This window comes from Nonomuraea sp. NPDC004186 (genome assembly GCF_053603495.1).
Genome location: NZ_JBSGFQ010000014.1, coordinates 120,221 through 132,504, shown reverse-complemented (window position 1 = coordinate 132,504; position 12,284 = coordinate 120,221). Strand labels below are relative to the sequence as shown.

General features: G+C 71.5%; 10 protein-coding genes. 5 read left to right on the top strand and 5 right to left on the bottom strand.

Going from position 1 to position 12,284, the window contains the following annotated elements:
• Nucleotides 1-55 precede the first annotated feature (55 nt).
• A complete protein-coding gene (locus ACWEPL_RS14495) occupies nucleotides 56-634 on the top strand; it encodes a TetR/AcrR family transcriptional regulator (protein WP_452436411.1) in 579 nt (192 codons plus the stop codon).
• Nucleotides 631-2,247, top strand: coding sequence for a CocE/NonD family hydrolase (locus ACWEPL_RS14490; protein ID WP_452436410.1), 1,617 nt, complete (start codon nucleotides 631-633; stop codon nucleotides 2,245-2,247). Before ACWEPL_RS14495 ends, ACWEPL_RS14490 begins: the two co-directional genes overlap by 4 nt.
• 8 nt (nucleotides 2,248-2,255) lie before the next feature.
• Here the strand turns inward: ACWEPL_RS14490 and yicI are convergent, their stop codons facing one another.
• From yicI to ACWEPL_RS14470, 4 genes are read right to left on the bottom strand one after another with little or no spacing between them, the layout of a single operon-like run.
• The gene (gene yicI / locus ACWEPL_RS14485) at nucleotides 2,256-4,493 is read right to left on the bottom strand and encodes an alpha-xylosidase (protein ID WP_452436409.1); all 2,238 of its coding nucleotides are present in this window, start codon (nucleotides 4,491-4,493) and stop codon (nucleotides 2,256-2,258) included.
• Between the two features lie 7 nt (nucleotides 4,494-4,500).
• Nucleotides 4,501-5,385 carry a carbohydrate ABC transporter permease gene (locus ACWEPL_RS14480; RefSeq protein WP_355208646.1) on the bottom strand — a complete coding sequence of 295 codons (885 nt, stop codon included), beginning with the start codon at nucleotides 5,383-5,385 and terminating at the stop codon, nucleotides 4,501-4,503.
• A complete protein-coding gene (locus ACWEPL_RS14475) occupies nucleotides 5,382-6,308 on the bottom strand; it encodes a carbohydrate ABC transporter permease (protein WP_355208643.1) in 927 nt (308 codons plus the stop codon). The genes ACWEPL_RS14480 and ACWEPL_RS14475 overlap by 4 nt, the downstream gene beginning before the upstream one ends.
• Before the next feature lie 51 nt (nucleotides 6,309-6,359).
• Nucleotides 6,360-7,712 carry an ABC transporter substrate-binding protein gene (locus tag ACWEPL_RS14470; protein WP_363982594.1) on the bottom strand — a complete coding sequence of 451 codons (1,353 nt, stop codon included), beginning with the start codon at nucleotides 7,710-7,712 and terminating at the stop codon, nucleotides 6,360-6,362.
• 125 nt (nucleotides 7,713-7,837) lie between these two features.
• Between ACWEPL_RS14470 and ACWEPL_RS14465 the strand changes: the two genes are divergently transcribed.
• Nucleotides 7,838-9,394 carry a glycoside hydrolase family 43 protein gene (locus ACWEPL_RS14465; RefSeq protein WP_452436408.1) on the top strand — a complete coding sequence of 519 codons (1,557 nt, stop codon included), beginning with the start codon at nucleotides 7,838-7,840 and terminating at the stop codon, nucleotides 9,392-9,394.
• Between the two features lie 59 nt (nucleotides 9,395-9,453).
• Here the strand turns inward: ACWEPL_RS14465 and ACWEPL_RS14460 are convergent, their stop codons facing one another.
• A complete protein-coding gene (locus ACWEPL_RS14460) occupies nucleotides 9,454-10,473 on the bottom strand; it encodes a LacI family DNA-binding transcriptional regulator (RefSeq protein WP_363982600.1) in 1,020 nt (339 codons plus the stop codon).
• Nucleotides 10,474-10,689: 216 nt separating this feature from the next.
• On the opposite strand from ACWEPL_RS14460, the gene ACWEPL_RS14455 reads away from it, so the two are divergent.
• Both ACWEPL_RS14455 and ACWEPL_RS14450 read left to right on the top strand, forming a co-directional pair.
• Complete coding sequence (locus tag ACWEPL_RS14455) at nucleotides 10,690-11,256, top strand: RNA polymerase sigma factor (RefSeq protein WP_350732947.1); 567 nt, start codon at nucleotides 10,690-10,692, stop codon at nucleotides 11,254-11,256.
• Nucleotides 11,249-12,259, top strand: coding sequence for a CU044_5270 family protein (locus ACWEPL_RS14450; protein WP_452436407.1), 1,011 nt, complete (start codon nucleotides 11,249-11,251; stop codon nucleotides 12,257-12,259). Before ACWEPL_RS14455 ends, ACWEPL_RS14450 begins: the two co-directional genes overlap by 8 nt.
• Nucleotides 12,260-12,284: the final 25 nt, after the last annotated feature.

Below are 12,284 nucleotides of genomic sequence, written 5' to 3'. Positions count from 1 at the left end.
AAATCGACTGATTTAACTGTTGTCCATTTTTTAACACATGTCTAGAGTTGCGGGGGTGCAGGATCGACAAGACCGCCGGGTGCGCCGCTCCCGTGCCGCCCTCATGGCCGCCGCCGTACGCCTGGTCTCCGAGCGCGGCACCACGGCCCTTCCCGTCGGCGAGCTCTCCGACGCCGCGGACGTCAGCCGGCAACTGGTGTACCTGCAGTTCGGGGACCGTGACGCGCTCCTCGTGGCGGCCGCGACCGACCTGGTCGAACGGGAGCTCCTCCCCGAGGCCGGGGACGAGGGCGCGCCGCCTCGCGCGCGCATGCTGGCGATGGCCCGGCACTTCGCCCGGCACCGGCCCTTCTACCGCGCGATGCTCACCGGATCCTGCGCGTTCCCGATGACCCGGGACCTGAACAGGCTGTTCGGCTCGCTCATCACCGTGACGGGCCTGCGCGAGGTGTTCGGCGACCTCGACGACGCCACCGCGCAGGACCTGGCCGCGCTGATCGCGGGCGGGACCGGCACGATCGTCAACGACTGGCTGATCGACGCCGACGACCCCCTCGACCCCGGCGAACTGGCCGATCGCCTGCTGCGCCTCTCGACCACCCTCGCCCGCATCCCCGGAGGTCGCCCGCGATGAACCTGAACAGCCATCTCGTCCAGCGCCTGCTGCGCCTGCCTCCGCCCCTCACCAGGGACCTGACGATCGAGCGCGACCTGCGCGTGCCGATGCGCGACGGAGCCGTCCTGCTGGCCGACCGCTGGGCGCCCAAGTCTGGCGGCGACGGCCTGCCGACCGCGCTCATCCGCGCCCCCTACGGCCGGGCCGCCCTGACCGCCGGCCCGATGGCCCGCCCGCTGGCCGAACGGGGCTTCCAGGTGCTGATCCAGAGCACCCGCGGGACCTTCGGCTCCGAGGGCCCCTTCGACCCGCTGCGCCGCGAGCGCGAGGACGGCCTCGACACCCTCGACTGGGTGATCCGGCAGCCGTGGTTCGGCGAGTCGATGATCCTGTACGGCTCCAGCTACCTCGGCTTCGTCCAGTGGGCGGTCGCCGACGCCCTACCGCCCCAGGTCAAGGCCATGATCCCCGGGGTCTCCGAATCGGCGCTCACCCTGGACTTCCTGCGCGGGGACGCCTTCTCCCTGGAGACCCCGTTCGTCTGGGGCGTCCAGGTCGCCGGCCAGGAACGCCCGCTCGCCATGCCGCGCCAGCTGCTCCGGGCGAAGAAGGTCCGGCGTGCCCTGCGCACGCTGCCGCTGGCCCAGGCCGACACCGCCGCCCTGGGCCACCACGACGACTACATCCAGAACATCCTCGCCCACGACGCCGGCAGCCCGTTCTGGCAGGGCCTGGACCACCGGCACCGGGTCCCGGACATCCAGGTGCCGGTGAGCAGCGTCGGCGGCTGGTACGACATCTTCCTGCCCGGCCAGCTCCGCGACCACCGGGCCCTGCAGGACGCCGGGCACCCCCTCGCCCGCCTCACCGTCGGCCCCTGGGCCCACATCTCCATGGGTGTCGGGCAGACGGCCGCCGCCGAGGCCCTCGACTTCGGCCTGGCGCTGGCCCGGGGCGAGGAGCCGGCCGAGCGCGCCCCGGTACGCCTGTTCGTCATGGGCGAGGAGAAGTGGCGCGACTTCCCGTCCTGGCCGCCGCCGGGATACGAGCCCCGGCGCTTCCATCTCCAGCCCGGCGGCGCCCTGTCCACCGAGGCTCCCGCCGGCTCGCCCCCCGACGGCTACCGCTACGACCCGGCCGACCCCACTCCGGCCCTCGGCGGCGTCCGCATGGCCTTCGGTGAGCAGGCCGGCCGCGTCGACAACGCCGCCCTGGAGGCCCGGCCCGACGTCCTCACGTACACGACGTCCGTGCTGGAGGAGGACGCCGAGGTCGTCGGCGAGGTGAGCGCCGAGATCTTCTTCCGCTCCAGCCTCCCCCACGCCGACGTCTTCGTCCGGCTGTGCGACGTCGACGCCGACGGCCGCTCCACCAACGTCTGCGACGGCCTGATCAGCCTCACCGGCGCCGATGAGATCACCCCCGCCACGGTGACCCTGTGGCCGACTGCGTACCGCTTCAGGCGCGGCCACCGCATCCGCGTCCAGGTCTCCAGCGGCGCCTTCCCCCGCTACAACCGCAACCCCGGCACCGGCGAGCCCCGGGCCACCGCCACCACCCTCCGCACCGCCGACCAGCAGGTCTTCCACGACCCGCAACACCCGTCGGCGGTGCTCCTCCCCGTGCGCTGACCGCGCCGTCAGGCGAGTTCGTACGTCCAGCCGGAGGCGAGGGAGGAGGAGACCCGCACCTCGCCACCGGAGCGGGTGACGGTGAACCGGGCGGGCTCGCCGGAGGCATGATCGGTGACGGTGAGGGTGGTCTCCCCGTCCGGCCCCGGGTAGACGCGCAGGGTCAGGCCGTCGAGATAGTCGTAGTCCGGCCGGTCGTCCCTGGCGCCGACGGGCAGGACGGCTCCTTCGCGCACGTAGATCGGCATCGAGGTGAAGCCGTGCCGCTCGGTGCGCCAGCGCCCGCCCTCGACGCGCTCCCCCGTCAGGTAGCTCGTCCACGTGCCGTCGGGCAGGTAGAGCTCCACCGTCCCGTCGGGGGTGAAGACGGGCGCGACGAGCAGGTCCGGGCCGAACATGTACTGGGTGTCGAGGTGGGCGGCGTTGCGGTCGCCGGGGAACTCCATCGCCATGGGCCGCATCACGGGTGTCCCGCTCTCGTGCGCCTGGACGCCCGCCTGGAACAGGTACGGCATCAGGCGCAGCTTGAGCTTCGTGAACAGCCGGGTCACCTCCACGGCCTCCTCGTCGAAGGCCCACGGAACGCGGTAGGAGGTGGAGCCGTGCAGCCGCGAATGGGAGGACATGAGCCCGAAGGCGACCCAGCGCTTGAACACGCCGGGGTCGGGAGTGCCCTCGAAGCCGCCGATGTCGTGGCTCCAGAAGGAGAACCCGGAGAACGCGAGTGACAGGCCGCCGCGCAGGCTCTCCGCCATGGACCCGTACGTCGATCCCGAGTCGCCGCCCCAGTGCACCGGCAGCCGCTGGCCGCCCGCGGTCGCCGACCGCGCGAACAGCACCGCCTCACCCCGGCCCCGGCGCTCTTCGAGCACCTCGAACACCGCCGTGTTGTAGAGGTGCGTGTAGAGGTTGTGCATGCGTTCGGGGGTGGAGCCGTCGAAGTAGGCGACGTCGAGCGGGATGCGCTCCCCGAAGTCGGTCTTGAACGCGTCGACCCCCTGGTCCTGCAGCGCGCGCAGCTTCGACTGGAACCAGCGGGTCGCGTCGGGGTCGGTGAAGTCGACGAGTCCCATGCCGGCCTGCCACAGGTCCCACTGCCAGACCGACCCGTCCGGGCGCTTCAGGAGGAAGCCCCGCTCAGCGGCCTCGGCGAACAGCGGTGAGCGCTGGGCGATGTACGGATTGATCCACACGCAGACGCGCAGGTCCTTGGCGTGCAGGCGGGCCAGCATGCCCTCGGGGTCGGGGAAGACCCGCGGGTCCCACTGGAAGTCGCACCAGTTGAACTCGCGCATCCAGAAGCAGTCGAAGTGGAAGACCGACAGCGGCAGGTCGCGCTCGGCCATGCCGTCGATGAACGAGGTCACCGTCTGCTCGTCGTAGTCGGTGGTGAACGAGGTCGACAGCCACAGGCCGTAGGACCAGGCGGGCAGGCGCGCGGGGCGGCCGGTGAGCGCGGTGTAGCGTTCCAGGATCTGCTTGGGGGTGGGCCCGTAGATCACGAAGTATTCGAGGCTCTCCCCCGCGACCGAGAACTGCACGCGTTGCACCGTCTCCGACCCGATCTCGTACGAGACGTGCCCCGGGTGGTTCACGAAGACGCCGTATCCGCGGTTGGTGAGGTAGAACGGCACGTTCTTGTAGGCCTGCTCCGAGGAGGTCCCGCCGTCGGCGTTCCAGATCTCCACCGTCTGGCCGTTCTTGACCAGCGGCCCGAAGCGCTCCCCCAGCCCGTAGACCACCTCGCCCACGTCCAGCGCGAGCTGCTGGGCGAGGTGGACGGAGGCGCGGGCGCCGCCGACCGGCGCCGGATCGACCTGCGCGTCCCCGGCGAGCCGGAAGTAGCCGATGGACTTGTGACCGCTGGAGGTCAGCGGGCGCCCGTCCGCGTGGAACGACAGGTTCCAGGGGGCTCCGGGTGCCATGGTCGCGCTCAGCGTGCCACTGGTGAGGGTCGTCGATTCGTCCGTTTTGACGATTCCGTGGCCGGCCTCCGCGCCGACGAGGTCGAAGCCGCGGCCGTCGCTCGTGTGGTGGTCGATGCGGACGCGGATGACGTTCGCCAGCGGTGACGACAGCCTCAGCGAGAGGACCGGCCGGTTGAGGGTGTCGCCGCGGCGGTGGATGACGGTGGTGGGCGCGGTCACGGTGAACGCGCCCTCCTCGGTGGCGATGTCGTACGCCTCGGCCGCGTACAGCGCGGTGACGCCGGGGCGCAGCTGCCAGAGCCCGTCGGTGAACTTCATCGGTGGGTCATCCCTTCAGTCCGCCGGCCAGCAGGTCCGCGCGCCAGAACCGCTGCAGCACCAGAACGAGGGCGATCAGCGGGATGACGGAGACGGCCGAGCCCATGATGACCAGCGAGTACAGGTCCCCATCGCCCGCGCCCTTGCCCAGGAACGTGTACAGGCCCAGGGTGATCGGATATTTGTCCTGGTCGGAGAGCATGATGAAGGGCAGCAGGAAGTTGTTCCAGATGCCGACGAACTGCAGCAGGAACACCGTGACCAGCCCCTGCACCATCATGGGCAACACGATGGTGCCGAAGATCCGGGTCTCCCCGGCGCCGTCCAGGCGCGCCGCCTCCAGCGTGCTCTCCGGCACTGAGGCGGCGGCGAAGACCCGGCACAGGAAGATGCCGAACGGGTTGATGATGACCGGCAGCAGCACCGACCAGTGGGTCCCGGCCAGGCCGACGGCGGACATCAGCAGATACTGCGGGACGGCCAGCACGATGCCGGGCACGAGCACGCCGGCGAGGATCACGGAGAACAGGACCTCGCGCCCGCGGAAGCGGAACTTGGCCAGGGCGTAGCCGGCCATGGCCGACACCAGCGTCGACAGCATCGCGCCGACGCCGGCGTAGAGCAGCGAGTTGAGCCCCCACTTCCAGAACTGGCCGCCGCCGTAGGCGCTGAGGTTGGCCAGGTTCTCGAGGAGGCCGGTGCCGGGGGCGAAGGAGAAGGTGGTGAACAGCTCGCGCGACGTCTTGGAGGCGGCGATGACCACCCAGGCCACCGGGGTCAGGCAGTACAGCGCGCCGAGCAGCAGCACGATCAGCGGGAGGCGGGGCCGCCGCGCCGCCGCCGGGCGGCGGCGGTGGAACTGGCGGTCACCGGTGCGGGATACGGCGGTCATGCGTTGTCTCCGAAGGTCCGGCGCTGGAAGAACCGCAGCAGCAGCAGCGAGATGACCAGGATGCCCACCGCCAGCACCACGGAGGCGGCCGCGGCCCCGCCGAGGTTGTCGTTCGTGAACGCCTCCTGGTAGATCTTCATCAGCGGCACCCAGGTGAAGCTGATCGTGGTCGTCATCGGCCGTAGCGTGGCCGGCTCGCTGTAGAGCTGCAGGGTGCCGATCACGGAGAACAGGCCGGTGAGCACGAGCGCGGGGGCGACCAGCGGGATCTTGATGCGCCAGGCGATCTGCCACTCGCTCGCCCCGTCGATGCGGGCCGCCTCGTAGACGGAGGTGGGGATGGCGCGCAGCGACGTGAAGATGATGATCATGTTGAAGCCGACGCCGGACCACAGCGCGATGTTGGCCAGCGAGAAGTACAGGGCGGGGAAGCCGAAGAAGTCCAGCGGCCCGGCATTCAGCTGCCTGGCGAGGTAGGTGATGGGGCTGGTGCTGGGCAGGTACAGGAAGCCCCACAGGAGGCTGGCGATCACGCCGGGCACCGCGTACGGCAGGAAGATCGCGGTACGGGTGAAGCCGCGCGCCCGCACCCTGGGGGTGTCGAGCAGCAGCGCGAACAGCAGGGCCAGGCCCAGCACGCTGGGGATGGCGATGACGCCGTAGAGCAGGACGCGGCCGAGCCCGGCGACGTACTCGGGGTCGGAGAGCGCGGCGGCGTAGTTGTCGAACCCGATGAAGGCTTCCACCCGCCGCCCGAACGCGCCCCCGCCTTCGATGCGGAAGCCGCGGAAGCTCAGGTAGACGGCGTAACCGATCGGGACGATCAGGAACAGGGTGAACAAGACGATCGCGGGCGTGGCGAACAGCCACGGGGTGGCGACGGCGCGGACGCGCAGGCGTCGCCCGGCGGAGCTGGCGGTCATGAGACGTCCAGAAAGGGGTCGAGCCGAGGGCCCGGCCGGGCCCTCGGCGTCTTACTTGGTGACGGTGTAGCCGGACTTCTGCAGGTCGGCGACGACGGCCTGCTGCGTGGCCTGGTACACCGCGCGGAAGGACGTCTTGTCGAGCGCCGCCTTGTTGAGCGCGTCACCGAAGGCGCTCTGCGCGATGTTCACGTTGGGTCCCCAGGTCACCGGGATGGTCGTGTTCTTGATCACCTGGTCGGTGACCTGGTAGAAGTCCTTCTGCTGCGGCATCAGCTTAGGCGGCTCGTGGGTCAGCGTCGCCTGGCGCCCGGCGTTCCCGCCGGGATAGATGTCGAGCGTGAGCTGCAGCTTGGAGCCCTCGTCGGAGGCGCCGAGCCAGGCGGCGAAGGCCGCGGCCTCCTTGGCGTGCTTCGACTTGGCCGGCACCAGGTAGGCGGATCCGCCCAGGAACGGGACGGCGGGGTTGCCGGGCGTCCACTGCGGCAGCGGCGCGGTTTCCCACTTGCCGGCGGTGTCGGGCGCCACCGAGTAGATGACGCTGGGTGCCCAGGCCGCGGCGGCCCAGCTCAGGATCTTGCCCTTGTTGACCTGGGCGTTCCACTCCGGCGTGAGCAGCGGCTCGACCTTCACCAGGTCCCGCTTCACGAGGTCCTCCCAGAAGTCGGCGGTCTTCAGGGACGGCTCGCCGTCGATGCCGACCTTCCAGGCGTTGCCGTCGGTGCTCCACCACTGGGCACCGGCCTGGGTGGCCTGGGCGGCGAAGAACTCGAGCTGGTTGGCGGCGAAGCTGGCGATGTAGGCGTCGGGGTCCTTCTTGTGGATCTGCTCGGCGGCCTTGGCGTACTCGGCCCAGGTGGTGGGGACCTTGACGCCGTACTTGTCGAACAGGTCCTTGCGGTAGGTCAACGCCATCGGCCCGATGTCCTGGGGCACGCCGTAGACCTGGTTGTTGAAGGTGGTCAGGGCCCAGATGTTGGGGTCGATGCCCGACTTGGCGGACGCCACGTCGGCGGTGATGTCCTTCACGGCTCCGGAGACCACCATGGCCGGCACGGCGCGGTACTCCAGCTGCACGACGTCGGGGGTGTCGCCGGCCTTGTCGGCGGCCAGCAGCTTGGAGGCGGTGTCGGAGGTTCCGCCGACCTCCGACAGCTTGATCGTGACGTTGGGGTTCTCCTGGTGGTACTTAGCGATGATCGCCTCGGCCTCCGGGTCGCCGCCCTTCAAGTTCCAGGTCCAGACCTGCAGCGTGACCGGCCCGCTCGCGCTCGCCGCCGTGTTCGGGGAGGGGGTGTCGGCGGACGAGCAGGCGGCCAGCGACGCCGCCAGGGCGAGCGCCAGCGCCGCGGCGCCGAGCTTCGTCCGGGGTCGGCGGCGTCGGGGCGGGGTCGGTGGGGTCATGACGATCTCCTGGGCAAGGGGTGGTGCGCCTCGGCGGGAATGCCGGGTCGTGCGTTGGGATCTAACCTGATGTTAACGTTGTCATCCTGTCAAGCCCCCTCTTTGTGAGATCTCTCGGAGCCCCCGTGCCTGCTTTCCGCAACCCGGTCCTGCCCGGGTGCTATCCGGACGCCTCGATCTGCCGGGTCGGCGAGGACTTCTACCTGGTCACCTCGTCATTCACCTATTTTCCAGGACTGCCCCTCTTCCACAGCCGTGACCTGGTGCATTGGCGTCAGCTCACGCATGTGCTGGACCGGCCCGGACTGCTCGCGCTGGAGGGCCTGGACGTCTCCGACGGCGTCTGGGCACCGACCATCCGCCACCACGAAGGCACCTTCTACGTGGTCTCCACGCTGGCCGTGAACCGGCAGGGCAGCCTCACCTTCGTCGTGACCGCCGACGACCCCGCCGGGCCGTGGTCGGACCCCGTGCCGCTGGAGGCCGAGGGCATCGACCCGTCGCTGTTCTTCGACGACGACGGCCGGTGCTGGCTCACCGCCTGCCGCGACGCGGTCCAGGGCGGTCCCGGCGAGCTGTGGATGCGCGAACTCGACCTGGACCGGCTCAAGCTCGTCGGCCCCACGCACGTGCTGTGGCAGGGCGCGGTGCGCGGGGCGTGGGTGGAGGCGCCGCACCTGTACAAACGCAACGGGGTGTACCACCTGATCGCCGCGGAAGGCGGCACCGAGAGCAACCACAGCGTCACCGCGGCGTGTTCCGGCACCGTCACCGGACCCTACGTCACCGACCCGCGCAGCCCCCTGCTGACCCACCGGCACCGCGGACCGGGCGAGCCCATCCACAACGTCGGCCACGCCGACCTGGTGGACACCCCCGTCGGCGAGTGGTGGGCGGTGACGCTCGGCGTGCGGCCGATCGCGGGCACCCACACGCTGGGCAGGGAGGTCTTCCTCGTGCCCGTGACCTGGACCGCCCACGGGCCCGTCTTCGCCCCCGAATCGGGAGCCGTGCGGCTGTCGGAGCGGCTCCCGTCGATCGCGTCCGGCCGACCGGACGGCGACGCCGCCGTACCGGCCGGCCGGGCGCACTTCGGCGGGCTGGAGTGGAACAGCCTGCGCGGTCCCGCCGGCGACCGCGTCCGGCCCACGGCCGACGGGTCCGGGCTCGACCTCGGCCTCGCCCCCGAGGCCCTCAGCTCCACCGGCGTGCCGGCCTTCCTCGGCCGGCGCCAGCAGCACGTCCGCTTCGGCGCGCGGACCCGGATCAGCTTCGCCGCGGCCCGCCCGTCAGAGGAGGCCGGCCTGGCCGTCTTCCAGCACCAGGACCACCACGCCACGCTCTCCCTCACCGTGGACGGCGTCGGGCAGGCGCAGGTCGTGCTGACGGTCCGGGAGGCGGGCACGAGCACCCGCCGGGCCTCGGTCCCGGTCTCGACCGGCGAGGTACTGCTGGCGGTCGACGGAGACGAGGCCGGCTACACCTTCCGCGTCAGGGACCTCACCGCGGCGCAGTGGATCAGCCTGGCCACGATCGAACGGTCCTTCTTCAGCACCGAGCGCGCGGGCGGTTTCGTCGGGGTCTATCTGGGCCTGTACGCCACCGGCAACGGCCACGCGAGCGACGGACGGGCGCGGGTCCACTGGTTCGACTACCAGCCCGACCCCGAAACGGCCGCCTAGCGGGGCGGCTTGGGCAGAGCCGTGCTGCGCCTGGCGGGTCGGCTCGGGCGGCGTTGCGCCTAGCGGGGCGGCTTGGGCGGCGCCGTGCTGCGCCGGATCACGAGCTCGGGAGCGATCCGCTCGCATGAGGCCGGCTCACCCTGCATCATGCGCAGCACCTGCTCGATGCAGCGCGCGCCGAGAGCGACGAAGTCCTGGCGGACCGTGGTCAGCGCGGGCACCTGATAGGCCGCTCCCGCGATGTCGTCGAAACCGACGAGCGAGACGTCGCCGGGCACCTTCACGCCGAGCTCGGCGAAGGCCGCCAGCACCCCCATGGCCATCTGGTCGTTGCCGGCGAAGATCGCCGTCGGCGGCTCGCCGGTGCGGCGGGTGACGAGGTAGTGGGCCAGCCGGTAGCCGCTGTTGCCGGTGAAGTCGCCCTCGAAGAACTCGCCGCCGGCCTCCGGCGCCTCTTCCAGCGCGGCCCGCCAGCCCTCGACGCGGGCTCGGGCGTCGAAGGTGCGCAGCGCGCCGGTCAGGTGGACGATGTGGCGATGCCCCAGCTCCACCAGATGCCGTACGGCGAGCCGCGCGCCCAGCTCCTGATCGAGCTCGACGAAGCCGACGTCCGGGTTGGGCACGTTGCCGGACATGACCACCGTCATCGGCACGCCGGTCACGATGTCGGCCAGGGCGTCCATCACCATGGGCCGGTCGGCGATGACCGCGATGGCCTCGACCGCCTGGTCGGTGAGCCGCTGCAGGGTCTCGGCCAGGTCTCTGGTGGTGCCGCCCTGCCAGCTGGCCATATTGACCCAGTATCCGGCCCGCTGCGCCGCCGTCTGCACGCCCCGCAGGACGCGCGGCAGCTCGTACAGCTCGGCCCCGGCGAGCACCACCCCGATCGTCGAGGAACGACGGCTCTTGAGCGCGCGGGCGACGCTGTTACGGCGATAGCCGAGCTTCTCGATGGCGGCCTCGACGCGAGCCCGGGTCTCCGGGCGGACGGACGGGTGGTCGTTGAGGACGCGGGAGACGGTCACGTGCGACACGCCCGCCTCGCGTGCCACATCCACCATGCCTGGTGCCCGATTCATGTCCTTCGCTTCCCGGCCTCCACCGTGCTGGCCCGTCTGCCCGAGCGACCCGCCCGCGCGCCGCGGTGCCGATTCGATGGTGCCACATCCGCCGGGCGCTCCCGCCCAAAGCGGTCATGGCATCGGAGTCGTCCGTGAACTCTTTCGCGCCGTGGCGGTAAGTACAGGCGACCGTGCCCAATGAGGAAGGCACCGCATGAAGGAGCTGACCGTTTCATGGCAGAACCGGCGACGGCCGAGGCCGCCGACCCGGACCTGATCCGCAGGTCCCGGGAGGAGCCCGAGGTGTTCGCCGTGCTGTTCGACCGCCATGCCCCCGCGCTGCACCGCTACGCCGCCCGCAGGCTGGGCGCCGACGCGGCCGAGGACGTGGTGTCGGAGACGTTCCTGGCGGCCTTCGAGCACCGGCACCGCTATCAGCCCGGCCAGGACGACGCCCGGCCCTGGCTGTACGGCATCGCCTCGAACGTGATCGGCAAGCGGCACCGCCGGGAGCTGGCCAGGTACCGGGCGTACGCGCGTGGCGGCCTGGACCCGGCGGAGATCGGCGGCGGCCTGGTCGAGGACGGCGTCGCGACGCTGGCGGTCAACCGGCCGCTGGTCGCCGCGCTGGCCCGGCTGCGCACCGGGGACCGGGACGCGTTGTTGCTGGTGGCGTGGGTCGGGCTGACGTACGAGGAAGTGGCCGTCGCGCTGGACATCCCGGTCGGGACGGTCCGCTCGCGGCTCAACCGGGCGCGCAAGAAGGTCCGCCAGGCCCTGGAGGGAACCGATCATGGATGAGATGGCGGAGCTCGACCGCCTGTGGGCGGACACGCCCGAGGCCACCGAGCGTGACCTGGCCGCCGCCCGCGTCGCCCTGCTGGCCCGGGCGGCGGCCCCGCCGCGCACACGACCACGGCGCCGGTACGCCTTCCGGCTGGCCGCCGTCGGCCTGCTGGCGACGGCGCTCACCGCTGTGATCATCGCGGGGCAGGTGGTCCTGGGCGGGTCGGCCACGCCGCCGGCCAACGCCCAGGCGGTGCTGGAGCGGGCCGCCCGGGCCGCCGCCGACCAGCGGGACCTGGTGCCCGGGCCCGGCCAGTACGTGCACACGAAGAGGCGGACCCAGGACCCGCGCAACACGCGCGACCCGTCGGGCGGGCCGGTGCTGGGTTACGTGGTGACGGCGGTCGAGGAGCGCTGGGAACCCGCGGACCCCGGCAAGCCCTGGCTGCTCCGGGATCGGGCCGAGTCCGTCACGGGCGACCCGGTGCCCCGGTGGCTGTGGGACAGAGGCGCCGAGGACACCCTGTACGAGTCCTCCTGCCCCGGACAGCGCGCCTACGTGCGGCTGGGCGCCTGGCCCACCGACGTCGAAGCGGTACGCGCGAAGCTCGCGGCCCGGACCGGCCGGGACCCGGCGCGGATGTGGGCCGAGCTCAAGCAGCTGGTCGCGGAGTCGGTGGTGCGTCCGAGCCTGAGTGCCGCGCTCTTCCGGGTGGCGTCCGAGCTGAAGGGGATCCGCCTGATCGGCGATGCCGTGGACGCGGCGGGCCGGCCGGGCGTCGCCGTGGCCATGGACGAGGGCGACGGCCGCCGCTCCGAGCTGATCTTCGATCGGCGGACCTACCACTACCTGGGCGAACGCACGGTGAACACCAGGGACATCCAGGTCAAGATGCCCGAGGGCGTCTACACCTCCCGCAAGGGGACGGTGACGGGCACCGCCGTGCTGACCGTCGATCTGGTCACCGCCCTGCCGGAGGTGTCGCCCAAGGCGTCGCGGCTGCGCATCCCCTGCTGAGACCTTCCCCCGATCCGGCGCCTTT